Source organism: Kitasatospora herbaricolor (assembly GCF_030813695.1).
In the GTDB taxonomy this organism is placed as follows: domain Bacteria; phylum Actinomycetota; class Actinomycetes; order Streptomycetales; family Streptomycetaceae; genus Kitasatospora; species Kitasatospora herbaricolor.
In genome coordinates this window covers 1899154-1924438 of the sequence record NZ_JAUSVA010000002.1, presented here as the reverse complement: position 1 = coordinate 1924438, position 25285 = coordinate 1899154, and the positions used below count along the sequence as shown (strand labels likewise).

Here is a 25285-nt window from a genome sequence, read left to right as displayed (position 1 = left end):
GCACAGTCGGTGCGCCGCCGTGGCCCGGTCGCCGATGCGCGCCCCCGGCGGGGGCGTCCCGGCCCGAGAACGGCGTCCTGGGCGGGCGGCCTGGTTACGCTGGCCTCCGGACGACGTCGGGAGGAGACGCAGTGACGGTCGACAGCGGTACGGGCGTGGACACGGCCGGTTCGACGGAGGTCCTCGCGAACGGGCGGAAGCCCCGGCCGAACCTGGCGGGGGCCGTCTGGCAGTCCAGCAGCCAGGGGGTCGGCGACGTGCAGATCGCCTTCGTGGACGGGTACATCGCGATGCGGGACGGCCGCCAGCAGGACGGGCCGGTGCTGGTCTTCACCCCGGGCGAGTGGCGGGCGTTCGTGCTCGGCGCCCGCGACGGCGAGTTCGACCTCACCTGAGGCTCCGGCTCCACGTGAGGCGCCGGCCGCGCGGCGGCCGCGGCTCGAAGGAATGAGCGGGACCACCGGCATGAGCGGTCCGGTCCGGCGTGGCCGGGCCGCTCGGGGCGATGCCCGAACAAGCCGCAAAAGCTCCCAAAACTGGCGGAGAACGGCGTCGGAACGGGGTCGTGACCGAGCTGCGGCCCGGTTGATGCCGACACGTCATATTTTCCGTTGACTGTTCGACAAAGTCGATTCAGAGTAAGAGCAGGCAGACGCCGTGCCCACCGCCCCCACGCGGCCAGACACGGCGCCTGCTGTGCTCCCCGGCGGCGACGCCGGGCTCCTCCCGATGAATCCCCATCACACCAAGGTGCGTCGGCCGGTCCCGACCCCGCTAAGGGTCGGCAGTCGCAGGGAGGATGGAACCGGACATCCGAGAGCTACTCGGAAGTACGGCTCCGGTTTGCCCGGGGCCCGCACGCCCCCACGCGGCGGAGTCCCGGGCAGATCCGCGAGTGCGACGGGCCTGGGCCCCGCGAACCTGGTTCGTGTGTTTTCGAGCTGTTGGCTTGTGGTGTGCAGCTGCTGTGTGCGGCGATCGGCGAAGCTGGATGCTCTGCTGTTCGGCACGACGGTGTGCACAGTGAGGGATACGCGTGTGGGGTCGCGTGGCGACATGCCGCCCCCCGGAGGATGGAACCCAGAACGGCTGTCGTGCTGAACCGAACGTAGCCCGGACGGTTGCTCAGAGTCAACATTGGTCTCTGAGCGTGGATCTCCACATGCTGTCCGACCCACCTCGTGAACGTGGTGTGCCGGGCACGTACGATGTTGCCATGTCTTTTCTCCGCCGTCGCTCCGGCCAGCCCGCAGGCCCGGACTTCGACGTGCTCGCGATGGATCCGGGCGACTGGCCCGGTGATTTCGGCGCCGCCATGATGGCCGGCCCCGACGGCTCCTGCCAGGGGATCTTCCTTCGCTACGACCTGTTCGGCGGCCGCGGCCCCGCAATGTTCATCGGGAATTTGCCGGAGAACTCGCCGGCCCGCGACACCGGGGACAGCGTGCCCTTCGAGGTCCGGCAGTTGCTCGCGGCCCTGGAGAACAACGAGCCGGTGGATTTCGTCTCCGCCGAGGACTTCCCGGTGATGCTCGGGGACGACCTGCTGATCGTGAAGAAGGTCAAGGTCAGCGAGGAGCGGGTGTTCTGCTCGCAGTTCGGGCGCAGCGACGGGGTGCAGGTCACCATCGCCTCCTGGGACCGGCCGATTTCGGACGATCTCTACCAGTTGCTGAAGCCGCTGCCCGCCGACATGTTCCAGCAGGGCTGACCGCGAGGTTCGGGTTCGTACCGGCCCGGTGGCCGGGGTGTGCTTGACGGTTTCGATCATCGCTTCGTACAGTCGCGAGCATGTCGTGCCGTCCCCTGCTGCTGACCCGTCGCAGCTATCTCGACCTGCGGCGAACCGCCAGCGCGGCGTGTCCGGGCAGATGAGGGGGATTCGTCCCCCGGTGGCGGCTCAAGATCGGCTGGAATCGACCAGTCGGCCCTGATCCTCCGGGGATCCTCGTGTCGAGGCCGTCCCGGGCCGCCGCATCCGGTTCCCGCACGCGCGTAGAGCGTGCCGCCCGCATTTCGCCGAGCCACGCTGCCGCCCCGGAGGCACCCCATCATGACCACCACGACCGCCGACCAGTCACCCGGCGACGGGCCCTCCCCGGTGGCCGAGGCCTTCGCCCGGCTGCCCAGGGTCGTCGACCTGCTGGCCGCCCGGGCCGAGGAGCACGACCGGGACGCGACCTTCCCGTACCAGGGCATCGAGGCGGTGCACGAGGCCGGACTGCTCACCCTGACGGTCGGCCGCAGGTTCGGCGGGCCCGGCGGAAGCTTGGCCGAAATCGTTCGGGTGCTGGCCCAACTCGGGCGTGGCGACGCCTCGGTGGCGGTGGTCACCGCCTTCACCCTGCTCCAGCACGCCGAACAGGCGCGGACCGGCGGCTGGCCGGCCGCCGGCTACCGGAGGCTGCTGACCGAATCCCGCCGTGGCCCGGCCCTGGTGAACACCCTGAGAGCGGAGCCCGGGCACCCCGCCGGGCTGCCCGCGACCGTCGCCCGGCGGGACGGCGACGGCTGGCTGATCACCGGCCGCAAGACCTACTGCACCGGCGCCGAGGCACTCGCCTGGATGGCCGTCACGGCCCGCACCGACGAACCGGTGCCCCGGATCGGGACGTTCCTGGTCCGCGGCGACAGCGCGGGCATCGAGGTGGACCCCACCTGGGACCAGCTCGGCCTACGGGCCAGCGCCAGCCACGACGTCCTGCTGGACGGCGTCCGGGTGCCCACCGACCTCGCGCTCGGCCTCGGCGGCCGGGAGAACCCGGGCGCCGGCGCCGCGGCGGCCCTCACCCGGGCCTGGCACGACCTGGCGCTCGCGGCGGTGTACCTGGGGGTGGCGCGCGCCGCCCAGGACTGGCTGGTGCGCTTCCTCAACCAGCGCACTCCGGCCAATCTCACCGAGCCGCTGGCCGCGCTGCCGCGCTACCGCACCGCGCTCGGCGAGATAGAGGCGCTGCTGATCGGCGCGGAGGAACTGGTGAGCGGCCTCGCCCCGCGCGTGGACCTCGCCGAACCGGACGCCGTCGCCCGGACCGGGCCGGCCCAGCTGCTGGCCTCCCGCTCGGCGATCTCGGCGGTCCAGCAGGCCGTTTCGCTCACCGGGAACCCGGGTCTGAGCCGGCGTCACCCGCTGGAGCGCTACCTGCGCGACGTGCTCAGCGGACGGGTGCACTTCGCCCCCGACGAGACGGTGCTCGACGCCGCCGGGCGCGCCGCCCTGGACCGCGGCCCGGTCCGGGCCTGAGCGCGGCCGCCCCGGCGCCGGCCGGCCCGCCGGCGTCCAGTCCCCTGGCGCCCGGCCCGCCCGCGGTCAGCGGGTCCCCACCGCGGCGCGGACGGCCCGGCGGGCCAGCGCGGCGTCGTCGTACAGCCGGCGGATCATGATCCGCTGCTCCTCGCCGGCGCCCGGCACGTCGTACAGGCGGATCTCCCGCATCAGCACCAGCACCAGGTTGACCAGGAAGGCGTCCCGGGCGAGCGTCCCGCCGGACTGCGCGAGCTGGCTGATCTGACGCCGCGCCGCGGTGTCCCCGGACAGCACGCTCCACAGCACCGCCAGGTCGTAGCCGGGCAGGTACCAGCCGGCCTGCTCCCAGTCGACCAGCACCGGGCCGGACGGCGCCAGCAGCATGTTGCTGAGCAGCGCGTCGCCGTGGCAGAGCTGCAACGGGGTGTGGCTGAGCCCGTGCAGCAGCCCGCGCAGGTCCCCGGCGTCCCGGTCGGTCAGCTGGCCGACCGAGTGGAACCGGGCGATCTCCATCGGGTAGTCCAGCGGCGTGTGGAAGACGTCGGTGGGCGGCCGCCACAGGTTGAGGGTGCGGACCGCGCCGAGGATCGCCCGGATCTCGCCCGGCGTGGGCGCGTTGACCGGGTGCCGTTCGCGGGCGGCGGGCCGGCCCGGCACCCGCTCCACGACCAGCACGCACCGGTCGTGGTCGGCGGCCACCAGCCGGGGCAGCCGGACCGGCGGGCGGTGCCGGACGAACGCCCGGTAGACCGCGACCTCGTGGTGGAAGTCCGCCACCAGCTGCTCGAACTGGTCACCCCGGACGGCCTGCGGGGCCAGGCACTTGGCCACCACCGGAGCCCGCCCGATGGTGCCGGCCACCAGGATGTGGCGGCTGCCCTCGCGCAGGACCTGCCGCGGGGTGAACGCGGGACATATCCGCGCGATGTTGGCCAGCGCGGCCCGGACCGCCGGGGTCTGCAGGGCGGCCGGGTCGATCCGCTCGGCGACCAGGGGCTGGACCGGCCGGCCGCGCAGCATCCGCTCACCCGGCCGGACGGGGGCCTGCCGCGGGACCCCGCCGTTCAGGGCGGAGTCGGGGGTGCGCAGGCCCAAAGCCGTCCGTCCGGCCTGGCCCCGGGCGTCCGTGGAGCGGCCGTCGGTGCCGCGGGCGGCCGCCGGCCTGCTCTGCGGCACGGGCTTGGGGCCGGGACGGGTGCCCGCCGCGGTGGGGGGACGCAGCGCGGGGCGGGTGGCGGTCGGGGCGGGCGAGGTCGCTGAGGAGTACATGAGGGGTGGGTGATCCCTTCCTTGCCGTCGGCGGGCTGACCCCCGCTGTCGCGGGGGAGGGCTGGCGGTCGCTTCCTGGTGCGTCGCCTGCCCCGCTCGGTGCGGTCGTCTGGAGCGCGGGCGCCGGGCACGGAGGGGAGGGCCTGGACCCTCCCGGACGGCCGCCGGGAGCCCGTCCGCGTCCTGGGGAAACGTGGTCGGTCCGACTGCCGCTGCCGTGCCCGGCGCCCCCGCGCCACCCGGCCGCGCCACCCCCTCGGGAGAGGTCCCGGGGGCGCCGACGGAGTGGACGGGGGAGCACCCCTGGCCTGCCGGCGGCGCCCCCGACCCCGAGGGCGGGGTGGCGCACCTCTACATCACACCGAGATGCCACTGGCACACCATGTGGCGGACCCTGGCGAAGCCTGGCGAATGCTCGCTTGGCACATGACACCGCACTAGGGTCGAACCAGCCGAGGAACCTGGGGGCTTCACGTGAGCAGGGAACCCAACACACGACTGGCCGACCTCTTCGCCCTGACCGGATGGTCCAAGGGCGAGCTGGCGCGGCTGGTGAACCGGCGCGGTGCGGCGATGGGACAGCAGCAACTGTCCACCGACACCTCGCGGGTGCGCCGCTGGATCGAGCAGGGGGAGATTCCCCGCGATCCGGTGCCGCGGGTGCTGGCAGCCGTGTTCACCGAGCGGCTCGGCCGTGTCGTCACCACTGAGGACCTCGGTCTGGAACGACACCGGCCCTCCAGGTCCACGACAGCGCAGTCGGCAGAACCCTGGGAGCCGGATCGAACGGCCGCGGTCCTCACCGAGTTCACGGGAATGGACCTCATGCTCAACCGACGCGGATTGGTGGGTGCGGGCGCCGCACTCACGGCGGGAGCGGTCGTCGCCGACTCCCTCCAGGGCTGGCTCACGGGCGACGCGGTCGCGTACGCGGCCGGCCGGCCGGGGCCCAGGCAGGTGGTCACCCAGGCGGGCGCGCGGCCCGTCGTGGACGTGTACGAGTCCGGCCAGGTGGGCTTCGACGAGGTCGAGGCGCTGGAGCGCTCGGTGGAGGTGTTCCGCGCCTGGGACGCCTCGCGCGGCGGCGGCCTGCAGCGCAAGGCCGTCGTGGGTCAGCTCAACGAGGTCGGCGGGCTGCTGACGCACCGCCACGCCCCGGCGCTGGACCGGCGGTTGTGGATCGTCGCGGCCAACCTCGCGGTGCTGGCCGGCTGGATGTCGCACGACGTCGGTCTGGAGCCGACCGCGCAGAAGTACTTCGTGATCGCCGCCCAGGCGGCCAAGGAGGCGGAGGACCGGCCCCGGGCCGGCGAGGCCATCTCCCGGGCGGCCCGGCAGATGATGCACCTCGGGCGGGCCGACGACGCGCTCGACCTGATGCAGGCCGCCAACGCCAGCGGCGGCGGCGAGACGCGGCCCCGGACCCAGGCGATGCTGCACACCGTGGAGGCCTGGGCGCAGGCCGCGCTGGGCCGCTCGCAGGCGACCCGGCGGGTGCTGGGGGAGGCCGAGGACCTCTTCGTCCGGGACGACGGGGAGGCCCTGCCGTCCTGGATGCAGCTGTTCAACGAGGCCGAGCTGCACGGCATGCAGGCGCTGGTCTACCGGACCCTCGCCGAGCACGACCCGAGCGCGGCGCCGCTGGCAGTCCGGCACGCCAAGCTGGCGATCGACCTGCGTTCGCGCAACGGCCGGGAGCGCTCGGCGCTGCTGGACCGGATCACCCTGGCCTCGGTGCACTGGCTCTCCGGCGAGCCGGACGAGGCCCATGTGCAGGCCAAGATGGCGATGGCCTCGATCGGCCAGACCTCCTCGCACCGCACCTGGGACCGGCTGCGCGAGATGTACCGGCTGACCGGCCGCTACCAGGGCCTGCCGGAGGTGGACGAGCTGCGCGACGAGCTGCGCCAGGAACTGCGGGTGGCGGACGCCAAGCAGCGGCCCCGGCTGACCTGAGCGCGGCCGGTCCGCCCGGCCCGGGGGGCGGACGCCCGCGGGTGGCCGGATGTCGACGGTCCGATCCGGGCGGTCCGATTCCGACGGGTGGACCGGGTCGGGCCGGTCTTCGCGGACGGTCCCCCGAGTCCGGTTCCGCCGGCCGCTCCGGTCGGTGCGGCCCGGCCGGGTGAGGGCGCGGGCGGTGGCCGCAGGGGCCTCAGACCGCTCGCAGCAGCATCCGCAGCGCCGTGACCTGACCGTCCTCGTCGAGGACCGGTAGGCCCGCGCAGTGCACGAGCAGCTGGGGGCCGTCCGGGCACAGGATCCGGAGGGTGCCGGCCGGGGTGCGCCCGTGCACCAGGGCGTCGGTCATCATCCGCCGCAGGGCGGGGCGGTCCTGCTCGGGGAGCCGGGCCGGGAGCTGGTCGAGGGTGAGCGGGCCGAGGCCCGGATCGCGGCCGAGCAGCCGGAAGACCTCGGCGGACCAGCGGACCCGGTCGGTGAGCAGGTCCCATTCGGCGGCGCCGACGGCGGTGGTGGCCGGTACGGCGGGTCCGGAGGCGGCGGGAGAGGGGAGGCTCATCCGAAGGTCCCACGGGTCGGTGGTGGTGAGGTTGTGAGACGACTGTCGCACAGCGGTACCGGCGCTGTGAGGGATTTGGGCAAATTTCGCGGCAATGTCCCTGGCATATGCCCGAACGGGCCGGCGGCAGGACGGGCCCGCGGGGCCTCCCACCCGTACCCGCACAGGCCGAGCCGCCCGCGGGCCCGGCGGCGGCGCCCCCACGGCGGGCGTCGCCCGCCCGTCGCCCGCCGGCGATGCCCACGGCCCGGCGGCCCGCCGGCGGACGGCCGCCCCGGACCCTCCCGTCCGGCGCCGGCCCGGCGCGGGGCAGGGCCGGGCCCGCCGTCCCAGGCCCTGTGTGCGCCGGGCCCGTACAAGGGGTAACCTTCGGTGATTCCGGCGCCCGGGCGCCCACCGCAAAACCGACAAATGACCCCCGGCGACGGAAATCCCGTTGCCACTACGACCGCCGCAACGGATGCTGACCTCATGTTCGAGCCAGTGATAGCGCCCAGTGCCAGCCTCCTCGGCCTCCTCCAGCGAGGCCGCGGTGACGGGCAGCTCCATGCGCTGGCGGCCGACCGTACCGAGGCGATCTCCGCCCTGGAGGAGTGCGTCACCAACGACCCCCGCGCCGACTGGCAGGTCGAGAACCGCTCCCTCTACTACGCACGCCTCTACATGGAGCTCGAAGCGCCGCTCGACGGCATCGAGGACCACCTGCACGCCCCGGACGACCTGCTCGACCACGAGGACAACCGCACCGGCCTCGCCCTCTCCGTGCTCGGCCACCTCGCCGCCTACGGGCGCCGCGACGCCCTGCTGATGCTGCGCGAGTACGCCGCGACCGGCACCAACTGGGCCTGGGCCCTGGACGAGCTCGCGATGCGCGACGACGACCTCGGCCTGCTGGTCCTCGGCCCGGCCGTCCTCGACCGCTTCCCCGAGGGCCCCGAGGGCGACGCCGACCTGCGGGCCGCCGTCCGCGGAGCCTACGAGCCGCGGCCCTGGCGGCTGTGGGCCGCGCACCACCCCAGAATCGCCACCGCGAGCGAGCAGTCCCCCTTCGACCTGTGGCAGCGCCAGCTGAACCGCGGCGGGGTCACGCCCGGCTGGAGCGTGGCCGGCGTGCTGGCCTGGGCCGACGAGGGCGATCCGTTCGACGGCGCCGCCGCCTTCCACCGCTACGACCCCTCCGAGCCCTCCGAGCCGGACGCCGGCGCCCGCCGGGCCGCCGCGGCCGCCCGCTGCCTCAGCGCGGTGGTCCGCCCCGAGGACCGCGACACGCTGCTGGACGCCGCCCGCTCCGGACTGCCCGGCGCCCGCCGGGCCGCCCTGCGCCACCTGGTGGACGTGCAGGACCCGGCGGTGCCCGGGCTGATCGAGGCCGCCGCCGCGGACGTCGACGAGCGCATCGTGCGGGCCTCCCTGGAGGTCCTCGGCCGGATGCGCGGCCCCGAGGCGCTCGCCCACGCCCGCCGCTGGGCCGACCCCGCCACCGGCGGCGCCGACAGCGCCCTCGGTGAGGCCGCCGTCCAGCTGCTGGCGGACGCCGGTGAACCGGCCGACGGCCCGGTCGTGGTCGACGCGCTGCGGCGCTGGATCTCCGTCCGCGGGGTGACCGGCGTCGGGCTCGGGACGCTGGTCGACGGCGCGGGGCGGCTGGCCGCCGCCGCAGCCGTCCCGGCCCTGCGCCACGTCTACGGCGAGGCCGCCTCCTCCGAGCTGCGCGGTCGCGCGGCCCGGGCGCTGGCCGCCACCGACCGGCACTTCCCCGAGGGCCCGGCGGTCGAGTGCCTCTGGGACTGCGAGGAGGCCACCCGCGAGCTGGCCGCCCGCCATGTCGCCACCACCGGGGACGCCCGGGTGCTGGAGCGGCTTCGCCGGCTGGCCGCCGACCCGGCCGAGGAGGCCGAGGTGCACGCCGCCGTCCGGGGCCGGCTGACCGCCCGCGAGCGCGGCCGCTAGCACCGCCGCCACTACCGCCACCACCGCGACCACTGCCACCACCGCGACCGGTGGGCCCCTGTACCGGTGGAGACGCCTCCGGCCCCGATCGCCGTGACGATCGGGGCCGGAGGCTTCTGCCGGGCGGGGTCGGTGCCGGCCGTGGTGTCCGACCGGCAGGCTCTTTCCCGTGGGCCCGGTCGGGAGGGACCGTCGGGGTCAGTCGTCGGCTCCGGGGCAGGTGTCGAGCATCTGGCCGAGCGCGGTCTTCTCCGCCTTGGTGACACTGAGGTTGTAGGCGGTCTTCACATCCACCCAGGCCCGGGCGTACCCGCACCAGGCGGTCTTCATCGGCGGCTTCCAGTCCTCCGGGCCCTGGTCGCCCTTGGCGCGGTTGGACTCCGCGGACACGGTGAGCAGCTGGGGGTGGGTGAGGTCGTTGGCGAAGACCTTCCGCTGCGCGCTGGTCCACTTGTCGGCGCCGGAGCGCCACGCGTTCGCCAGCGGGACCAGATGGGCGGTGTTGGTCTTGGCCGGATCACGCAGGGTCAGGCCGTCGTAGACGCTGTACCAGGTGCCGGTGACCGACCGGCAGAGGCTGTCGATCTGCACGTCCTGGCCGTCGCGCTCCAGCACGCTCTCCCGGGTGTCGCAGGAGTTGCCCTGCGACATCCAGTGCGGGAACTTCTCCCGGGCGTACCCGTCCATCGTCTCCCACCGGTCGGCGATCGCCAGGGCGGTCAACTCCTTGCGGGCCGCGCTGATCGAGGAGAGCTGCGGGCCGGGCCAGCCGCCGGTGTGCGCGGAGGCCGCCGTGATCGGCGGGGCGGTGGAGGCGCCGGGCCTGAGGTCCGTGCCGGTGGCGGTCGCGGTGGCGCAGGCGCTGCCGGCGCCGAGGGTGAGCAGCGCCACGCCCAGACCTGATATGGGGCGCCGCAGACGGGATGTGGGAAGAGCCATTCCCCCTGCATACCCTCCCTGACGCCTCCATTTCAAATGGGCACGCGCGGCGCCCGGGCCCGCCGGGCGGCGACGGCCCCGGGGTGGCCGGCGCCGGGGCGGCTGAGGGCCCCCGGGGCCCGGTCGGTGCGGGCACGATCGACCCTCCCGGCCGGTGCGCTCCGACCCGCTCGGGGTGCTGACGGACGTTGACGCCGCAGGCCGGGGCCGGGACAGGTCGACGGCCCGTGACCTCCGGCGGGTACGCGTGCGTACGGGAGGTCACGGGCCGTCGGGGTCCGCCGTCGGGTGCGCCTACTTGGCGGCGACCACGCCGGCGTCGGGTTCGAGCACGCCGAAGGTGACCAGGCCGATGATCAGGACGCCGAGCAGGATCCGGTACACCACGAACGGCGTGAAGCTGTGCGAGGAGATGTACTTCAGGAACCAGGCGACCGCCGCGTAGCCGACCGCGAAGGCGATCAGGGTGGCCAGGATGGTCGGGCCCCAGGCGGGCGCCGGACCCTCGCCGATCTTGAACACCTCCAGCAGGCCGGAGGCCAGCACCGCCGGGATGGCCAGCAGGAAGGAGTACCTGGCCGCCGCCTCCCGGCTGTAGCCGAGCAGCAGGCCCGCGCTGATGGTGCCGCCGGAGCGGGAGACCCCGGGGATCAGGGCGAGCGCCTGGGCGAAGCCGTAGCCGATCGCGTGCGGCAGGGTCAGGTCGCTGATCGGCCTGGCGTGCCGGACGGCCCGGGTGCGGTCGGCGACGGCCAGGATGACGCCGAAGACGATCAGCGTGGTGCCGATCACCCGGAGGTCGCGCAGTGAGTTCTCGATGGTGTGCTGGAAGGTCGCGCCGAGGATGCCGATCGGCAGCGTGCCGATGATCACGAACCAGCCCATCCGCGCGTCCTGGTGCGAGCGCAGTGCGGGACGGAACAGGGAGAGCGTCCAGGTCTTCACGATCGAGGCGATGTCGCGGCGGAAGTAGATCAGCACGGCGGACTCGGTGCCGAGCTGGGTCACCGCGGTGAACGCGGCTCCGGGGTCGTCCCAGCCGAACAGGGCGGAGAACACCCGGAGGTGGGCGCTGGAGGAGACCGGCAGGAACTCGGTCAGCCCTTGGATCAGGCCGAGCACGGCCCCGTGGAACCAGTCGATCACCGGCTACCCGCCCGGGGTATCAGTCGGTCGATGCGCATCTGCGGTCCGTTTCGTCGTGCGGAGAGGCGGGCGGGGGCGTACCGGCGGCAGGGGGCGCGTACGTGGCGTACCTCCGTGCATGCCGGGGCCGGGCCCACCGCCCGGCGCAGGCGCCGCGCGCAGCCCGGCGCGGCCCGATAGTACGCGGTGAAGGTGTCGGGAAATCTTCCGCCCCCGGGCGGCTCCGCCTCGCTCCCGTGGCCGCGCGGCGGGTTGCCGGCCGGCCCGCGCCTGAGCCCGTCGCCGCCGGGGCGCTCCCGCCCGGCCGCTCCCGCCCGGGGCTCAGCGCAGCGGCACCGCCCGGGCCCAGGTCCCGTCCTCCGTCAGGTAGTCGTCCACCCGCAGCCCGCACTCGGTGAGCGCCAGCTCGAAGGCCTCGGGCGTGAGCGGCCGGGAGAGGAAGGTCTGGGTCCACCGGGCGTCCGGGAAGACGTACTCGACGTGGACGGCGTTCACCCCGGGGCCGGCCGGCTCCGCGGACACCACCCGGGAGAGTCCGTCGCCGATCCTGCGCTCGCGGGGCAGCCTGCTGTGCCAGTCCGCGCCCTCGCGCTGGATCAGGACGGCACCGTCCGGGGCGACGTGGCGCAGGCAGCACCGCAGCAGGCCCCGGCGTACCTCCGGATCGCCCGCGTGCACCAGGAAGGAGCCGAGCAGCACCACGTCGAAGCGCTCGCCGAGGTCCAGCCGTTCGATCGGGCTGCGGACCGTCCGGGCGCCGCGGACCCGCGCCAGCATCTCGGCCGACTCGTCCACGGCCGTGACCTCGAAACCGCGGCCGACCAGCGGGTGCGTCACCCGGCCCGCCCCGCAGCCCAGCTCCAGGATGCTCGCCCCGGCCGGCGCGGCCCGGGCGATCACCTCCGGCTCGTCCCCCACCGGGAGCCGCTCCCAGACCTCCACCGCGCAGCCGTCCGGCGTGATCGCCCCGGGCCCGGTCCCCTGGTAGCCCTTGCGTCGCTCTTCGCTCATGGCCCCATCGGAGCACGGGGGCCGGCCGACGGGAAGGCCTCGCGGCGGTGTCGGGAAGGCGTGAGGATGCTTTCCGGTCGTACCCGGACGGGCCGGTGCCGCGTGCGATGCTGACGGGATGTCACCATTCGCGCTGTCGTACGAGAGCTGGTTCAGGCCGATCGCCGTGTGCTGCGGCACGGGCCCCGCGCGGTCGGGGGCGGTGGTCGACGGCGGGCTGCTCACCGTCCGGATGGGGTGGGCCTTCCGGGCCGTCATACCGCTGTCCTCGATCGCGGCGGCCCGGGCGGACGCCGGCCCGGTCCCCGGCTGGGGTGTGCACGGCTTCGGCGGGCGGTGGCTGGTGAACGGCTCCGCGCGGGGCCTGGTGCTGCTGCGGGTGGAGCCGCGCTGCCGGGCCACCGCCGCACTGGTGCCGGTCCGGCTGCGCGAACTGCGGCTGAGTCTGGAGCGGCCCGAGGACTTTCTGGCGGCACTGGGCCGTCCGGCCTGAGCCCTCCCCGCCGGGCGGCCCGCCGGGCGAGCGGGTGGCCGGTGCGAGGTCCCGGCGCGAGGGTCCCGGCGCGGGGGAATGACGAAGCGGAAATACCCCCTGGGGGTATATTGTTGGCATCGACGAGCCGTGGAACAGGCGGCGCATCGGCATTCGGCATCGGCACCGGCGGAGGACGACATGGCAGACCCCGCGCAGCACGCAGCAGGCACCCAGGGTGCCGACGGAACCCGCCACGCCCACGGCGACGGTGGCGATCACGGCGGCCACGGCAGTCACGGCGGCCACGACGCCCACGGGGCTCACGTCCACCACCGGGGGCATGCCGGTCGCGCCGGCCACGGCCCGGCCGGGGACGCCGGCTGGCGGACGGCCGTGCAGGCCACCCTGCACTGCCTCACCGGCTGCGCGATCGGCGAGGTGCTCGGCATGATCCTGGGTACGGCCCTCGGCCTGCCGGGCGGAGCCACCGTGGTCCTGTCGATCGCGCTGGCCTTCGGCTTCGGCTACGCGCTCACCATGCGCGGAGTGCTGAAGGCCGGCCTGCCCGTGCGCCGGGCCGTCAAGGTCGCGCTGGCCGCCGACACCGTGTCGATCCTGGTGATGGAACTGATCGACAACACCGTGATGGTCACCGTCCCCGGCGCGATGGACGCCGGTCTCGGCAACGCGCTGTTCTGGGCCGCGCTGGCCGGCTCGCTGGCGCTCGCTTTCGTGCTGACCGTCCCGGTGAACCGCTGGATGATCGCCCGCGGTCGCGGCCACGCCGTGGTGCACGCCCATCACCAGCACTGACGCCCGGCCGGCGCCTCCCGGGAAGCTCCGGCCCGGCCCGATCCGCCCGGCCCGATCCGCGAGGCCCGATCCGGCCGGGCCGGGGTGCGCCGGATCGGGCCCTAGGCCTCGCCCGCCCCGCGGGCCGCGCGCCAGGTCGGGGAGTCCAGGAAGTGGTTGTCGAAGCGGTCCTGGGTCGCGAGCAGCTCCTCCAGGGTGGCCTCGCCCCGGCGCAGGCGTTCGAGGATGCGGAAGTACTCGAAGCGCTCCACGCCGGGTGTGATCACGATCAGCAGGTCGGCCCCCGAGGACGACGGGGCGGCGAAGGCGTGCGGCAGCTCGGGCGGCACCACCAGCAGGTCGCCGGCCCGGGCGGTGACGACCTCCTCCCCGGCCAGCACCTGGAGTTCGCCGTCGGTCACGTAGAACAGCTCGGAGGATCCGCCGTGGTAGTGCGGTGAGGCGCCGTCGGCCCCGCGGGCGAGCGTGACCCGCAGGGTGCTCAGGGCGCCGCCGGTGGCGCCGGCGTCGGCCAGCAGTCGTGCGGTCGTCCCGCCGAGGTCGAGGGTCTCGGCCTCCTCGCTCCGCACCAGTACGGCCTCGTGCCCGATCAGCGACATGGTGGTTCCCCGTTTCTCCGGTGTCACCCAGGTGAATCGTTCCGTGGTTGATAGTACTGCGTCGAACTATCAGATGCGAGAACTATCACCTGTCGAATAGCATGCGTGCCATGGACGAGGTCGACGTGATCGTGGAGCAGTGGCGGACCGAGCGGCCCGACCTGGACCTGTCGGCGGTCGGCACCGCCGGCCGGATCGGACGCCTGGCCCTGCTGGCGGGGCGCGCGGTCGACGACGTGTTCAAGCAGCACGGGCTGCAACGCGGGGAGTTCGACGTGCTGGCCGCGCTGCGCCGCTCCGGGGCGCCGTACGTGCTGACCCCGTCCGTGCTGGCGGCGGCGCTGATGCTGTCGCGTGCGGGGATGACCAGCCGTCTCGACCGGCTGGAGTCGGCGGGGCTGGTGGAGCGCCGGCTCGATCCGGGGGACCGCCGCAGCTTCCGGATCGCCCTCACCGAGGCCGGCCGGGCCGCCGTCGACGCGGCGATGACCGACCACGCCGCCAACGAGGCGCGGCTGCTGTCCCCGCTCACCGGCGCCGAACGGGCCGCCCTCGACGCCATGCTGCGCAAGCTGCTGGACGGCCTGGGGCCCGCCGGGTCGTGAACCCCCCGGGTGCCCGCCGGCCACGGCGGGGCGGTGGGCCGGGCGCGGCCGGGGGGTGTTCCGCCCCCGGTCTCAGACCTCCGGCCGCGGGTCCTCGGCCCGGTCGTCCAGTTCGGCGAGGGTGGCGGCCAGCCAGGTGAGTTCGGCCTGGGTGGTGGCGCGGGCGATCAGGAGCACGCCGCGCCGGAACGGGTCCTCGAACTCCTCCGCGCCGAGCGGGCGTTCGCCGTCGTAGAAGAAGCTGGCGGGCTGCTGGAGGAAGGCCAGCCGGCGGCGCAGCACGGCGGCCTGCTCGGCGGGTGCGTCGAGGTGGCGCAGGAAGGCCAGCACGGTGAACCAGCGGTTCTCGTCGCTGATGTCGAGGTCCTCGGGGGTGCGCAGGCGGTCCGTCAGGGCCGCCCGGCCCTCCTCGGTGAGGTGCAGGGTGTGGCGCGGTGCGGCGGTGGCGCCCGGCTCGGTCTCGCGGACGAGCAGCCCGTCGGCCTCCAGGCGCTTGATCGCGGGGTAGAGCGTGCCGTCGCTGATCGGCCGGACGTGGCCGGTGAGCGCGGTGAGATGGCGCCGCAGCTCGTAGCCGTGCAGCGGCCGCTCGTGGAGGAGTCCGAGGATGGCGAGCTTCAGCATGGCTCCACTCTTCCAGAACTCCGGTCTTCGTATATCGGGTTCGCTATACCTCGGCATCGAGGTATGGTGCCGGGGCGACCCCCGCCACGACCTGGAGGAGAGACGGCCATGCGGCACACCCCTGTGACCCCGAGCGGCGACCGGCTGCGGTGGGTGGAGCTCCCCGGCGCCGAACCGGCCCGGGTGTACATCCACGGCCTCGGCGCCAGTTCGCCGGCCTACTTCGCGGCCGCCGCCGCCCATCCGGTGCTGTCCGGCCGCCGCTCCCTGCTGGCCGACCTGCTCGGATTCGGCCTCAGCGACCGCCCCACCGACTTCCCGTACACCATGGAGGCGCACGCGGACGCCCTGGCGGTCGCCCTGCGCGCCGCCGGCGTGGCCGGTGCCGAAGTGATCGGCCACAGCATGGGCGGCACCGTCGCCGTGCACCTCGCCGCCCGCCACCCGGACCTGGTCTCCGCCCTCGTCCTGGTGGACGCCAACCTCGACCCCGCCACCCCGTCCCGCCGGTCCGGCAGCAGCGGCATCGCCACCTTCACCGAGGAGGAGTTCCTGAACGGCGGCCGGCGCGAGGTGCGGGAGTCGGTGAGCCCGTTCTGGTGGGCCACGATGCGGCTCGCCGGCCCCGAGGCGCTGCACCGCAGCGCCGTCCACCTGGCCCGGGGCGGCGTGCGCGAGCTGCTGCTGGACCTGCGGGTCCCACGGACCTTCCTGCACCCGGCCCCGGACGGTGAACCGGCCGGCGCCGCGCGGCTGCGCGGCGCCGGCGTGCGGGTGACCGCGGTGCCGGACTGCGGGCACAACATCATGATCGACAACCCCGAGGGATTCGTCCGGGCGGTCGCCGGGTCGCTCGCCCCCTGACCAACGGGCGGGCCCCCGGGCGGGGTTCAGCCGCGCAGCAGCACGAAGCGCAGCGGCGTGCCCGGCCGGGCCTGGGCGGCCGCGGCCAGGTCGGCGGGCGGCACCACGCCGACCACGGGGTAGCCGCCGGTGGTGGGGTGGTCGGCCAGGAAGACCACCGGCCGGCCGTCCGGGGGGACTTGGACCGCGCCCAGCACCATGCCCTCGCTGGGGAGTTCACCGCTGCGCGCCCGGTCGACCGGCGGGCCCTCGGTGCGCAGGGCGATCCGGTTGCTGGCGGCGGCCACCCGGTACCGGTCGCCGGCGAGCCGGGCCACCGCCCCCGGCTCGAACCAGTCGGCCCGGGGGCCGAGGTGCAGGCGCAGCACCAGCTCGGTAGGGGGCGCGGGCAGCGGGACCAGCTCGGGGCGCGGCCGCGGGGCCGGCGGCGGCCCGACGGGCAGGACGGTGCCGGCGGCCAGCGGCGGCGGGCCGAGGCCGGACAGCAGGTCGGCCGAACGGCTGCCGAGCACCGGCGGCACGGCGATCCCGCCCGCGACGGCCAGGTAGCTGCGGACCCCGTGGGTGGCCGCGCCCACCTCGACCAGCGCGCCGTCCGGGACGGCGAGTGCGGCGCCCCAGGCGGCGGGCCGCCCGTCCACCCGTACCGGCGCGGGGGCGCCGGTGACCGCGAGCAGGAGGGGCCCGAGCGCCCGCAGGGCGACCCCGCCGACGGTCGTCTCCAGTCCTGCCGTGTCCGGGTCGTTGCCGGTCAGCCGGTTGGCCGCCCGCAGGGCTGGCTCGTCCAAGGCGCCGGCCCGGGGGACCCCGAGGTGGGCGACGCCGCGCCGCCCGAGGTCCTGAACCGTCGTCAGCGGCCCGGGGCGGACCACCGCCAGCGCGCTCATCCGGGCCGCACCGCGGTGAACCGCACCCGGACGCCCGGCGCCAGCAGGGCGGCCGGGTCGCGTGCGGTGTCCCAGAGCGTCAGTCCGGTCCGGCCGAGCAGCTGCCAGCCGCCGGGGGAGGACCGCGGGTACACCCCCGTCCAGGGGCCGGCCAGGGCCACCGACCCGGCCGGCACGGAGGTGCGCGGGGTGGCCCGGCGGGGCACCCCGTACCGTTCGGGCAGGCCGGTCAGGTAGCCGAAGCCGGGGGCGAAACCGCAGAACGCCACCCGGTACCGCGGTTCGGTGTGGATCCGGACGGCCGCCTCGGGGGAGACGCCCCAGAGCTCCGCCACCTCGGCCAGGTCGGCGCCGTCGTAGACGGTCGGGACCTCCACCAGCGGGCCCTCGGGGCCGGACCCGCCGGCCGGCCGCCAGGTCGCCAGCAGGGCGGTCAGCGCCCGGACGTCCTCGGCGCCGTCCAGCAGGACGGTCCGGGCGGCCGGCACGATCTCGGCCACCGCCGGCAGTTCCCCGGCCTCGCGCAGCCCGGACAGCCAGGCGTACAGCGCACCGGCCTGCGCCGTGTCGGCGACCTCGGCGAGCAGCGCCCGCGGGCCGGCCCGGCGGACGGTCGGCCCGGGGCGGTCCGTGCCGCTGCGGCCGGCGCTCAGCTGAACGCCTCGACCCGGATGCCGGCCGAGGCCAGCGCTCCCCGTACCCGCCAGGCGAGTTGTGCGGCGCCGGGGGTGTCACCGTGCACGCACAGCGAACGGGCCTCGATCGCGACCGGCTCGCCGCCGATGGCGGTGACCAGGCCGTCGCGGGCCATGCCGACCGCGCGGGAGATCACCGCCTCCGGGTCGTGCACCACGGCGTCCGGGTCCCGGCGGGGGACGAGCGTGCCGGCCCAGGTGTAGGCGCGGTCGGCGAAGGCCTCGGCGACGACCGGCAGTCCGACGCCCTCCGCCACGGCGAGCAGCCGGGAGCCGGGCAGGCCGAGCACCGGCAGCGGGCCGTCGCACACCGCCCCGGCCCGCAGGATGCCGGCCACGACGGCCTCGGCCTGCTCCGAGTCGGCGACCACCCGGTTGTAGAGGGCGCCGTGCGGCTTCACGTACGAGACCCGCGAACCGGCCGCCCGGGCGAACACCTGCAGGGCGCCGATCTGGTAGGCGATCTCGTCGGCCAGCTCCTCCGGCGGGACGTCCATCGCCCGGCGGCCGAATCCGGCCAGGTCGCGGTAGGAGACCTGGGCGCCGATCCGGACGCCGCGTTCGGCGGCCAGCGCGCAGACCCGGCGCATCGTCGACGGGTCCCCGGCGTGGAACCCGCAGGCGACGTTGGCACTGGTCACCACCGACAGCAGGGCCTCGTCGTCGGTCAGTGTCCAGCGACCGAAGCCCTCTCCGAGGTCCGCATTGAGATCGATCACCGTATCGGCCACGCCCGTTCCGCCTCCCGTCAGCTCTTCAGGGCGATGGTAGGGCCTGCTCGTTACGCCCGACGCACCTGACCCGGACGCCGGGAGGCAGCTGGGGCGGGCGCGTCGGAGGGTTCCCCCGGTTGGCTCAGCGGGACGGCCTCCGGTGGTCGGTCAGGCCGTGGCGGCGGTGCCGGCGGCGGGCTGCCCGGCCTCCCGGCCGCGGTCGCGCCCGGTGCCCTGCCCGATCCCGCGCCCGGCGTCCCGTTCCCCGTCCCGTTCGTTGGCCCGCTCGGCGTCCCGCTCCTGGATCCGTTCGATCGCGCGGATCCCGCGCAGCACCATGAGCAGCGGGATCACGCCGATCACACCGAACGACATGTCGATGAATCGCCAGTACGGCGGGATGCCGCGGAGCGGCCCGCAGACCAGTGCCAGCGGGATGATCGCGCCGCAGGCGATGACGGCCCACCGGACCACCCATACGTTGCGGACCGGGTCCTTGATCGGCCCCCAGAAGGCCACCGCGATCACCAGGTGGGCGAAGGCCAGCCAGTCGGTGCCGTAGGCCAGGAAGGGGTACCGGTGGTTGGTGTCGGCGATGCCGTCGCGGACCTGCAGCAGCTTCGCCAGGAGTCCGGGGAGGCGCTCGCTGACGGAGGCGGCCGGGCCGGTGGCGAAGTCGGCCAGCCAGCGGGTCTCGGTCTCCAGTGGAAAGGCGGTCAGGCCGCTGAGCACCAGGCAGACCACGAAGATCCAGAGCCGGCGGCGGACCGTGCGCAGCGCGGCGTGCTCGGTCTCGTTCGGCGTCCTGCTCATCTGCGTACCCCCAGGCGGAAGGACGGGTGACGTTTCTCCCCACCCGTGCGGCACCGACTCTAGACCCAGAATTGAACGTGTTCAACATTGGAGGCGGCGGGCCCGGACGGGCCGGTGCCCGGTCGGCGGGCGGCCGACCGGGCACCGGGGAGGCGCAGGAGCGTGCGGGACTCAGGCGGTGTACGTGAACCGGTCGGCGGTGACCGGCGTGCTGGTGCCGCCGGGCGTCGTCACCGTCACGTCCACCGTGCCGGTGCCGGCGGGGGAGACGGCGGTGCAGGCGGTCGGGCCGCAGGAGACGTGGGTCGCCGGTACGCCGCCGAACGCCACCGTGCCGTAGGTCAGGCCGGTGCCGAAGACGGTGAGGTTGGTGCCGCCGGCGGCCGGGCCGCCGGTCGCGGTGCCGATCGAGGTCACCACCGGCGCGGCCGGGACGGGCGGCGTGCCGAGGTAGCCGAAGAGGGCGGGCGCGTCGGCGTGGCCGCCCGGCGTGACCACGGTGACCGGCAGGCTGCCCGCGCCGGCCGGCGCCGTCACGGTGCACGAGGTGCTGGTGCAGCTCCCCGTGGCGGGGCGGTCGCCGAAGAGCACGAAGCCGTTGTCGAGCGCCGTCCCGGTGACCGTCACGGCGGCGCCGCCGGCGGCTGGTCCGGTGGTGGTGTCGATCGCGGTCACGGCCGGTGCCGCCGGGGTCGCCGAGGCGATCGGACCGACGCCGATCGCGTAGCTGGTGACGTTGTCGGACAGGTCGGCGTCGTCCCGGTTGGAGGCCGTCACCCTGATCGTCCCGGACGGGCGGACGGTGCCGTGGGTGCCCAGTTGCAGCTTCATGAAGTCGCTGCGCCCGGGCCGGCGGGTGCCCTCGAAGGTGGCCTCCAGCCGGCGCCGGTCCGCCGAGACGGTCTGGGTGAAGGTGTAGTCCGGCGGGACCGAGTACATCAGCGCGCCGTCGGTGGTCACCCCGGGCGGCAGCTCGACCGTCAGGTGGGTGGCGCCGGTGACGTCCGCGGTGCCCGCGGACTTCCAGGTGACGCTCATGTTGGTGTTGTCGATCGGGAAGATCGGGTAGTTGCCGCTCTGGGAGACCGCCAGGTCGGGGCCCTGCACGGGGCCCGCGGCCGAGGCGGTGGTGGCTCCGGCGGCGCTGAGGGAGGTGAGGGCCAGCGCCGCGGCGAGACCTGCCTTTGCCAGTTTGATGATCATATCGACATCATGGTGACGGCCGGAGGGGCGGACTGCCGCTTCGCGCAAGCTGGCCGGGATCGGACCTACGCCCCCTGGGCGAAGCTCCCTAGGATGGCCGGAAGTATTCGAGCGGGGGAGAACTGATGAGGCGTCCGACCAAAGCCGTGGCCGCGGCCGGCCTGCTGCTGGCCCTGACGGCCCTGACGGCCTGTCAGTCGGGGGCGGCGTCCGGCAAGGTCCGGGGCACCGACGCCGAGTTGGCCTGCGCCGCCGTGGACCTGCTGCCGGCGACGATGCCCGACAGCAAGGCGGACGGCGAGCAGGCCTTCGACATCGCGACGGCCCGCCTCGCCGGGGCCGAGGAGCTGGCCAGGGCGGCCGCCAGGGCGGACGCCAAGTACCAGCCGCTCGCCGACACCCTGCGGGAGGCGCAGCAGATGATCTCCGTGACCTTCGACGCCCACCAGGCCGAACCCGCCGTCAAGAAGGCCCGGACGTACTGCTGACGGGCTCCCCGGCAGCCGGCCTCCCGTCGGCGGGCGCGTCGTGCGCCGGCCTCCCGGAGCCTGACCCGGCCAGCTCCGAGCGGTGGACCAGGCCGACGGCCCGCCCGTCCAGCAGTACCACCGCGGCCTCGTGCCCGGCGCCCAGCACCGCCGAGGCGGCCGCCACGGACTCGCCGACACCCACCGTCGGCAGGGCCGGGTCGAGCCGGTCGCCGGCCGGGTCCGCCGGGAGCGCCCGGCCTTCGGCGATCGCCCGCCCGACCGTCCGCGCGGAGAGCGACCCCAGCACCTCGGTGGCGCTGATCCCGTACGGCCTGGCCGGCCGGGCCGTGACCACCGGCGCGACCCCGCCCGGGGCCCCGCGCAGCAGGACCAGCGCCTCGGCCAGCGAGGCGTCGGACGGTACGGTGACCAGCCGGCGGCCGGACGGGTCCGGCGCGGCGGCGAGCGCGGCGCGGACGGTCGGCCCGTCGTCCTGCGGCTCCTCCAGGAAGCCCCACCGGCGCAGCCAGTCGTCGCTGAACACCTTCGACAGGTACGAGCGCCCGGAGTCGGGCAGGAGCACCACGACCAGGTCCTCCGGGCCCAGTTCGCGCGCCAGCCGCAGCGCGGCCGCCACCGCCGTGCCCGAGGAGGGGCCGACCAGCAGCCCCTCCTCGCGGGCCAGCCGCCGGGCGGTGAGCAGCGACTCCCGGTCCGGGATCCGCTCGAAGCGGTCCACCACCTCGCGCCGGTAGGACTCCGGCCAGCGGTCCTCCGCCGTCCCGGGGTGGACGAAGTGGCCGATGCTCTCCACGAAGTAGGGGCTGCCGTCCCCGCCGCCGTACACCGAGGCCTCCGGGTCCGCCCCGACCACCGTGACGGCCCCGCCGGAGACCTCCTTCAGGTAGGCCCCGGTGCCGCTGATCGTGCCGCCGGTGCCGACGCCGGCCACGAAGTGCGTCACCCGCCCGCCGGTCTGCTCCCAGACCTCCGGGCCGGTGGTCCGCACATGGGCGTCAGGATTGGCCGGATTGTCGTACTGGTTGGCCAGCCAGGCGCCGGGAATCTCCTCGGTGAGCCGCCGCACCACGTTGAACAGGTGGTCCGGGTGCTCGATCGGCAGCGCCGTCGGGGCGGTCACCACCTCCGCGCCGTAGGCCCGCAGGATGTCGGACTTCTCCCGCGCCGACCGGTCGGACACCCCGGCGATCACCCGGTAGCCGCGCCCGCGGCCGACGATCGCCAGCCCGATCCCGGTGTTGCCGGAGGTCGCCTCGACGATCGTCCCCCCGGGGCGGAGCAGGCCGTCCCGCTCGGCCGCCTCGATCATCGACAGCGCGGCGCGGTCCTTCACGCTCCCGCCGATGTTCAGGAACTCCGCCTTGGCGTACACCGGCGCGGCGATCCCGGCCCCCGACCGGGCCAGCCGGAACAGCGGCGTCCCGCCGATCGCGTCGACCACCGACTCGTAGACCGCCACGGCGGCCTCCTTCCCTGCGGAGCGGGCGGAACCGGCCCGGGGCCGGACAGCGCCGGCGGGGCCGTCGGCCGAGCGCCGGCCGTCGGGCCCACCGTATGCGCAGCACGGCCCGCCGCGCGGGCGAACGGCGCCGCTCGCGGCCGACGACGCGGGTGGCCCGGCCCCCGGGCACCCGTACCGCCCGGCCGGGCCCGCCGGCACCGGGCGGGGCCGGCCCGCGGCCCGCTCCCGGCCGCTCCCGGGCCGCCTCCCGGAGCCCCGCGCGGCGTGGCCGGGCGGTACGGGCCCGCCGCGGGCGCCCCGCCGTGGGTCGTCCGGGCACCCCGCCGCCCGTCCTGCGAGCGCCCCGCCGCCCGTCGTCCGACTCCTCCCGGAAGTCCCGTTTCGGTCGTTGTCGGTGCGAACCTCTAATCTTGTCCACCGTGACCGCCATCGCAGACCAGCCCACCGACCACGGGCTCCGGCCGCCCGCCGGGGCCGCCCGGCCCGCGCCCGGCCCCGCCGCCGACGAGGGCCTCGCCCGCCGGCTCAAGGCACTGGCCTGCACCGCGCCGCTGCACGACCTCGACAACCGCAAGGTGAACCTGGCCGGCGAGTACGGCGGGTACGCGATGGCGGAGGTCGGCCTGGCCGCGATCGACCTGGTCACCCTGCACATGGACTTCGACACCGGTGCCGACCGCGACATAGTGCTGGGCCGGATGCTGCCCAGGGTCGCCGCGCAGAACCCGCCGCGGCCGGCGGCCGAGCACGAGCGGGTGGCCCGTTGGGTGCTGGAGTCGCTGATCAACGTCGGCAGCGTCGACCGGGGCTTCCGGGCGGTGTACGGCACCTTCGGCCCGGACGGCGAGTACGTCCGGCGGGACTACGACTTCAAGCTGATCGAGGAGGTGCCGGGCCCCGACGGCGGCGTCTACCTGCGCACCACCGACGAGGCCGTGAACGTCCTGGTCGGGGCGCTGGACACGGACGTCACCTCGGCCCAGATCGCCGCCGAGGTCAAGCTGGAGGTGCTGATCCGCCGGGGCCGCCTGGCCGACGCCCAGCTCGCCGCCGAGCAGGCCCGCTACCGCACCGTCCAGTACGCCGAGACGCTGCGCCGGGCCCTCGACGCCACCCGCCGCAACGTCCGCGCCGTCGACTGGATGCAGGCCGTCCCCGACCTGATCGACGAGGCGCTCGACCACATCGCCGACCGCTACCGGCACGAGAACGCGATCCTCACCAACATCCGCAAGGTCCGCGACGAGAGCGAGCCGCACACCGCCGAGGGCGCCGAGCACAAGCGCCGGGCGGCCGAGCTGGTCGACATCGTCAAGGACTGCATCCGCCGCCACACCCAGCTGCAGACCCGCCTGCTGGAGGCCGGCCCGCTGTTCCGCGCCGAGCAGGACCGCCAGGCCTTCGCCTCCCCGGGCGTCCGCACCGGCATCGACCTGTACGGGCAGCTGCTCGCCCCGCTGCTGCGGCTGCCCGTCGAGCAGGCCGTCCGCCCCACCGACGCCTTCTTCGCCCGGGGCACCGGCCTGCGCACCCCGACCTCGGTCCGGGTCACCGACCTGGTCGACCTGCTGCTCACCCCGCCGGTCGAGCGCGAGCACCTGGGCGCCGAGCTCCCTGACCCGGACCTCGTCGCCACCCCCGACGACAGCCGCTTCTCGGAGGCCCAGCTGGAGGCCGCCCTGGAACTGCTCGACCTGCCCAGCGACGCCCCCCGCCGGCTCTCCGGCCTGCTCGCCGACGCCCGCAGACAGGACCCGGAACTCCCGTACCTGGTCGCCCTGCTCGCCGTGCACGCGGCCAGCCCCCCGGTCGGCACCGCCTACCGGCAGGGCGAGGAGCGCCTGCTCTTCGCCGTCGACGACGGCACCCAGCTGCGGGACGTCGAGTTCGGCGGCGCCGACCTGATCGTCGGCAACGCCCTGCTCGACGCCGCGGGCATGGCCGCCGATCGCAAGGACGCCGGCTGATGACGGACCGCCAGTCGCCGAACCACCCCGAGGAGCACCGCCCGTGACGACCCACCACGACGCACCCTGGGCGCCCGAGGCCGAACCCGCCCCGGCCGCGCTCACCCCGGCCGACGTCGCGGACGCCGCCCGGCTGGTCTCCTTCGGCCTGCAGGCCAAGCTGCTCCCGGCGCGCGACGCCGAGTACGCCGAACTGGTCCGCCGCCACCGGGAGGACCCGCCGTTCGCCCGGCTCGCCGACGCGGTCGCCACCGGCATGGGCCTGGTGGTGCTGGAGGTGTCCGCGCGGGCCGGCATGGCGGTCGCCGCCGCCGAGGACTCGGTCTTCGCCGTCCGGATGGGCGACTACTCGCGCCGGGCCGCCTCCGAGTCCACCGACCGGTTCCTGCACGGCCTGGCGCACCTCGCCGTCGCCGCGATGGCCTTCCCCCGCCCCGAGGACCTCGCCGACGACGGCTACCTCGGCCGGATCACCGTCAACGGCGTCGACGCCTTCGTCCGGCAGGCCTGCCGCCGGCTGGAGGAGCAGGCCGACGCCGTCGGCGACAACACCGACCCGCAGAGCGACGCCCCCGGCCTGGAGGCCGCCTGGCGGGTCTGGGCCCGGCGCACCGCCACCGGCGCCACCAAGGACGCCCGCCGGCTCTCCGGCTCGACCATCGGCATCGTCGGCAAGGCGGTGCTCTTCCTGGTCGACTCCGGCTTCCTGCAGAAGACCGCCGACGACGCCGGCGGCACCTACCGCACCACCGCCCGCTACCAGCTCCAGGTGCGGGACCTCGCGGCCAGCGGCGCGATGGCCGAACTGCTGGACCTCGGGGTCGTCCCGGTCAGCGACGGCAGCGCCACCCTGCTGCCCGCCGACCACAGCGAGGAGCTGGTGGCCGACGCCGGCCTGCCCTTCCACTCGCTCTGACCCCACCGCCCGGCACCCGCCCGGCACCCTGCGAACCGCCCGCCCCGGCACCCCGCGAACCGCCCGCTCCTCCCG

25 protein-coding genes are annotated in these 25285 nt (G+C 75.3%); 12 read left to right on the top strand and 13 right to left on the bottom strand.

Annotated features, from left to right (window positions below; translation table 11 throughout):
- The first annotated feature begins 131 nt into the window (after positions 1 to 131).
- The 3 genes from J2S46_RS08735 to J2S46_RS08725 all read left to right on the top strand — a co-directional run bounded on the left by J2S46_RS08735 (position 132) and on the right by J2S46_RS08725 (position 3244).
- A complete protein-coding gene (locus tag J2S46_RS08735) occupies positions 132 to 395 on the top strand; it encodes a DUF397 domain-containing protein (protein ID WP_370882177.1) in 264 nt (87 codons plus the stop codon).
- Positions 396 to 1216: 821 nt separating this feature from the next.
- Positions 1217 to 1711, top strand: a complete 495-nt coding sequence (locus tag J2S46_RS08730) for a hypothetical protein (RefSeq protein WP_190212576.1) — start codon at positions 1217 to 1219, stop codon at positions 1709 to 1711.
- 342 nt (positions 1712 to 2053) lie between these two features.
- Positions 2054 to 3244, top strand: a complete 1191-nt coding sequence (locus J2S46_RS08725; protein ID WP_191292391.1) for an acyl-CoA dehydrogenase family protein — start codon at positions 2054 to 2056, stop codon at positions 3242 to 3244.
- Between the two features lie 66 nt (positions 3245 to 3310).
- On the opposite strand, the gene J2S46_RS08720 is transcribed toward J2S46_RS08725, so the two are convergent.
- A complete protein-coding gene (locus J2S46_RS08720) occupies positions 3311 to 4516 on the bottom strand; it encodes an aminoglycoside phosphotransferase family protein (RefSeq protein ID WP_229913085.1) in 1206 nt (401 codons plus the stop codon).
- A 474-nt stretch (positions 4517 to 4990) separates the two neighbouring features.
- Between J2S46_RS08720 and J2S46_RS08715 the strand changes: the two genes are divergently transcribed.
- Positions 4991 to 6472 (top strand): DNA-binding protein NsdB, encoded by a 1482-nt coding sequence (locus tag J2S46_RS08715; RefSeq protein WP_191292390.1) that lies wholly within the window; start codon positions 4991 to 4993, stop codon positions 6470 to 6472.
- Positions 6473 to 6671: 199 nt separating this feature from the next.
- On the opposite strand, the gene J2S46_RS08710 is transcribed toward J2S46_RS08715, so the two are convergent.
- Positions 6672 to 7037 carry a PAS domain-containing protein gene (locus J2S46_RS08710; protein WP_191292389.1) on the bottom strand — a complete coding sequence of 122 codons (366 nt, stop codon included), beginning with the start codon at positions 7035 to 7037 and terminating at the stop codon, positions 6672 to 6674.
- Positions 7038 to 7508: 471 nt separating this feature from the next.
- On the opposite strand from J2S46_RS08710, the gene J2S46_RS08705 reads away from it, so the two are divergent.
- On the top strand, positions 7509 to 8987 hold the full coding sequence (locus J2S46_RS08705) for a HEAT repeat domain-containing protein (protein ID WP_191292388.1): 1479 nt from the start codon (positions 7509 to 7511) through the stop codon (positions 8985 to 8987).
- Positions 8988 to 9185: 198 nt separating this feature from the next.
- Here the strand turns inward: J2S46_RS08705 and J2S46_RS08700 are convergent, their stop codons facing one another.
- From J2S46_RS08700 to J2S46_RS08690, 3 genes are all read right to left on the bottom strand, one after another.
- A complete protein-coding gene (locus J2S46_RS08700; RefSeq protein ID WP_229913084.1) occupies positions 9186 to 9926 on the bottom strand; it encodes a GmrSD restriction endonuclease domain-containing protein in 741 nt (246 codons plus the stop codon).
- A gap of 294 nt (positions 9927 to 10220) precedes the next feature.
- Positions 10221 to 11069, bottom strand: a complete 849-nt coding sequence (locus tag J2S46_RS08695; protein WP_229913097.1) for an undecaprenyl-diphosphate phosphatase — start codon at positions 11067 to 11069, stop codon at positions 10221 to 10223.
- 324 nt (positions 11070 to 11393) lie between these two features.
- A complete protein-coding gene (locus J2S46_RS08690; protein WP_191292386.1) occupies positions 11394 to 12083 on the bottom strand; it encodes a class I SAM-dependent methyltransferase in 690 nt (229 codons plus the stop codon).
- Positions 12084 to 12201: 118 nt separating this feature from the next.
- Here J2S46_RS08690 and J2S46_RS08685 point away from each other — a divergent pair, with 118 nt between their 5' ends.
- Both J2S46_RS08685 and J2S46_RS08680 read left to right on the top strand, forming a co-directional pair.
- Positions 12202 to 12576 carry a PH domain-containing protein gene (locus J2S46_RS08685; protein WP_191292385.1) on the top strand — a complete coding sequence of 125 codons (375 nt, stop codon included), beginning with the start codon at positions 12202 to 12204 and terminating at the stop codon, positions 12574 to 12576.
- A gap of 180 nt (positions 12577 to 12756) precedes the next feature.
- On the top strand, positions 12757 to 13371 hold the full coding sequence (locus tag J2S46_RS08680; protein ID WP_191292384.1) for a DUF4396 domain-containing protein: 615 nt from the start codon (positions 12757 to 12759) through the stop codon (positions 13369 to 13371).
- Between the two features lie 101 nt (positions 13372 to 13472).
- On the opposite strand, the gene J2S46_RS08675 is transcribed toward J2S46_RS08680, so the two are convergent.
- On the bottom strand, positions 13473 to 13970 hold the full coding sequence (locus tag J2S46_RS08675) for a cupin domain-containing protein (protein ID WP_191292383.1): 498 nt from the start codon (positions 13968 to 13970) through the stop codon (positions 13473 to 13475).
- Between the two features lie 110 nt (positions 13971 to 14080).
- Here J2S46_RS08675 and J2S46_RS08670 point away from each other — a divergent pair, with 110 nt between their 5' ends.
- A complete protein-coding gene (locus tag J2S46_RS08670; RefSeq protein WP_268255719.1) occupies positions 14081 to 14575 on the top strand; it encodes a MarR family winged helix-turn-helix transcriptional regulator in 495 nt (164 codons plus the stop codon).
- Positions 14576 to 14647: 72 nt separating this feature from the next.
- On the opposite strand, the gene J2S46_RS08665 is transcribed toward J2S46_RS08670, so the two are convergent.
- Complete coding sequence (locus J2S46_RS08665; protein ID WP_191292381.1) at positions 14648 to 15199, bottom strand: PadR family transcriptional regulator; 552 nt, start codon at positions 15197 to 15199, stop codon at positions 14648 to 14650.
- A 108-nt stretch (positions 15200 to 15307) separates the two neighbouring features.
- On the opposite strand from J2S46_RS08665, the gene J2S46_RS08660 reads away from it, so the two are divergent.
- Positions 15308 to 16063 (top strand): alpha/beta fold hydrolase, encoded by a 756-nt coding sequence (locus J2S46_RS08660; RefSeq protein WP_191292380.1) that lies wholly within the window; start codon positions 15308 to 15310, stop codon positions 16061 to 16063.
- 26 nt (positions 16064 to 16089) lie between these two features.
- Here the strand turns inward: J2S46_RS08660 and J2S46_RS08655 are convergent, their stop codons facing one another.
- The 5 genes from J2S46_RS08655 to J2S46_RS08635 all read right to left on the bottom strand — a co-directional run bounded on the left by J2S46_RS08655 (position 16090) and on the right by J2S46_RS08635 (position 20374).
- On the bottom strand, positions 16090 to 16950 hold the full coding sequence (locus tag J2S46_RS08655) for a 5-oxoprolinase subunit C family protein (protein WP_191292379.1): 861 nt from the start codon (positions 16948 to 16950) through the stop codon (positions 16090 to 16092).
- Entirely contained in the window at positions 16947 to 17537 is a 591-nt protein-coding gene (gene pxpB / locus J2S46_RS08650; RefSeq protein ID WP_229913096.1) for a 5-oxoprolinase subunit PxpB, read from the bottom strand. Before pxpB ends, J2S46_RS08655 begins: the two co-directional genes overlap by 4 nt.
- A 62-nt stretch (positions 17538 to 17599) precedes the next feature.
- The gene (locus tag J2S46_RS08645; RefSeq protein WP_229913083.1) at positions 17600 to 18376 is read right to left on the bottom strand and encodes a LamB/YcsF family protein; all 777 of its coding nucleotides are present in this window, start codon (positions 18374 to 18376) and stop codon (positions 17600 to 17602) included.
- Positions 18377 to 18526: 150 nt separating this feature from the next.
- Positions 18527 to 19171 (bottom strand): hypothetical protein, encoded by a 645-nt coding sequence (locus J2S46_RS08640; RefSeq protein WP_307349335.1) that lies wholly within the window; start codon positions 19169 to 19171, stop codon positions 18527 to 18529.
- A 171-nt stretch (positions 19172 to 19342) separates the two neighbouring features.
- A complete protein-coding gene (locus tag J2S46_RS08635; RefSeq protein WP_191292378.1) occupies positions 19343 to 20374 on the bottom strand; it encodes an IPT/TIG domain-containing protein in 1032 nt (343 codons plus the stop codon).
- A gap of 125 nt (positions 20375 to 20499) precedes the next feature.
- Between J2S46_RS08635 and J2S46_RS08630 the strand changes: the two genes are divergently transcribed.
- Positions 20500 to 20862, top strand: a complete 363-nt coding sequence (locus tag J2S46_RS08630) for a hypothetical protein (protein WP_191292377.1) — start codon at positions 20500 to 20502, stop codon at positions 20860 to 20862.
- On the opposite strand, the gene J2S46_RS08625 is transcribed toward J2S46_RS08630, so the two are convergent.
- Positions 20837 to 22324 carry a pyridoxal-phosphate dependent enzyme gene (locus J2S46_RS08625; RefSeq protein WP_191292375.1) on the bottom strand — a complete coding sequence of 496 codons (1488 nt, stop codon included), beginning with the start codon at positions 22322 to 22324 and terminating at the stop codon, positions 20837 to 20839. The genes J2S46_RS08630 and J2S46_RS08625 overlap by 26 nt on opposite strands.
- A 422-nt stretch (positions 22325 to 22746) precedes the next feature.
- On the opposite strand from J2S46_RS08625, the gene J2S46_RS08620 reads away from it, so the two are divergent.
- Positions 22747 to 24294 (top strand): hypothetical protein, encoded by a 1548-nt coding sequence (locus J2S46_RS08620; RefSeq protein WP_229913082.1) that lies wholly within the window; start codon positions 22747 to 22749, stop codon positions 24292 to 24294.
- A 43-nt stretch (positions 24295 to 24337) separates the two neighbouring features.
- Positions 24338 to 25210: a hypothetical protein gene (locus tag J2S46_RS08615; RefSeq protein WP_191292373.1), complete on the top strand. Its 873-nt coding sequence runs from the start codon at positions 24338 to 24340 to the stop codon at positions 25208 to 25210.
- The last annotated feature ends 75 nt before the right edge of the window (positions 25211 to 25285 follow it).

Excerpts from the sequence above, each read along its gene's own strand:
- J2S46_RS08710 (WP_191292389.1), bottom strand. The coding sequence starts at position 7,037 with ATGAGCCTCCCCTCTCCCGCCGCCTCCGGACCCGCCGTACCGGCCACC.
- J2S46_RS08730 (WP_190212576.1), top strand. The coding sequence starts at position 1,217 with ATGTCTTTTCTCCGCCGTCGCTCCGGCCAGCCCGCAGGCCCGGACTTC.
- J2S46_RS08685 (WP_191292385.1), top strand. The coding sequence starts at position 12,202 with ATGTCACCATTCGCGCTGTCGTACGAGAGCTGGTTCAGGCCGATCGCC.
- J2S46_RS08700 (WP_229913084.1), bottom strand. The coding sequence starts at position 9,926 with ATGGCTCTTCCCACATCCCGTCTGCGGCGCCCCATATCAGGTCTGGGC.
- J2S46_RS08690 (WP_191292386.1), bottom strand. The coding sequence starts at position 12,083 with ATGAGCGAAGAGCGACGCAAGGGCTACCAGGGGACCGGGCCCGGGGCG.
- J2S46_RS08675 (WP_191292383.1), bottom strand. The coding sequence starts at position 13,970 with ATGTCGCTGATCGGGCACGAGGCCGTACTGGTGCGGAGCGAGGAGGCC.
- J2S46_RS08665 (WP_191292381.1), bottom strand. The coding sequence starts at position 15,199 with ATGCTGAAGCTCGCCATCCTCGGACTCCTCCACGAGCGGCCGCTGCAC.
- J2S46_RS08705 (WP_191292388.1), top strand. The coding sequence starts at position 7,509 with ATGTTCGAGCCAGTGATAGCGCCCAGTGCCAGCCTCCTCGGCCTCCTC.
- J2S46_RS08720 (WP_229913085.1), bottom strand. The coding sequence starts at position 4,516 with ATGTACTCCTCAGCGACCTCGCCCGCCCCGACCGCCACCCGCCCCGCG.
- J2S46_RS08635 (WP_191292378.1), bottom strand. The coding sequence starts at position 20,374 with ATGATCATCAAACTGGCAAAGGCAGGTCTCGCCGCGGCGCTGGCCCTC.
- J2S46_RS08680 (WP_191292384.1), top strand. The coding sequence starts at position 12,757 with ATGGCAGACCCCGCGCAGCACGCAGCAGGCACCCAGGGTGCCGACGGA.
- J2S46_RS08630 (WP_191292377.1), top strand. The coding sequence starts at position 20,500 with ATGAGGCGTCCGACCAAAGCCGTGGCCGCGGCCGGCCTGCTGCTGGCC.
- J2S46_RS08660 (WP_191292380.1), top strand. The coding sequence starts at position 15,308 with ATGCGGCACACCCCTGTGACCCCGAGCGGCGACCGGCTGCGGTGGGTG.
- J2S46_RS08640 (WP_307349335.1), bottom strand. The coding sequence starts at position 19,171 with ATGAGCAGGACGCCGAACGAGACCGAGCACGCCGCGCTGCGCACGGTC.
- J2S46_RS08655 (WP_191292379.1), bottom strand. The coding sequence starts at position 16,950 with ATGAGCGCGCTGGCGGTGGTCCGCCCCGGGCCGCTGACGACGGTTCAG.
- J2S46_RS08670 (WP_268255719.1), top strand. The coding sequence starts at position 14,081 with ATGGACGAGGTCGACGTGATCGTGGAGCAGTGGCGGACCGAGCGGCCC.
- J2S46_RS08725 (WP_191292391.1), top strand. The coding sequence starts at position 2,054 with ATGACCACCACGACCGCCGACCAGTCACCCGGCGACGGGCCCTCCCCG.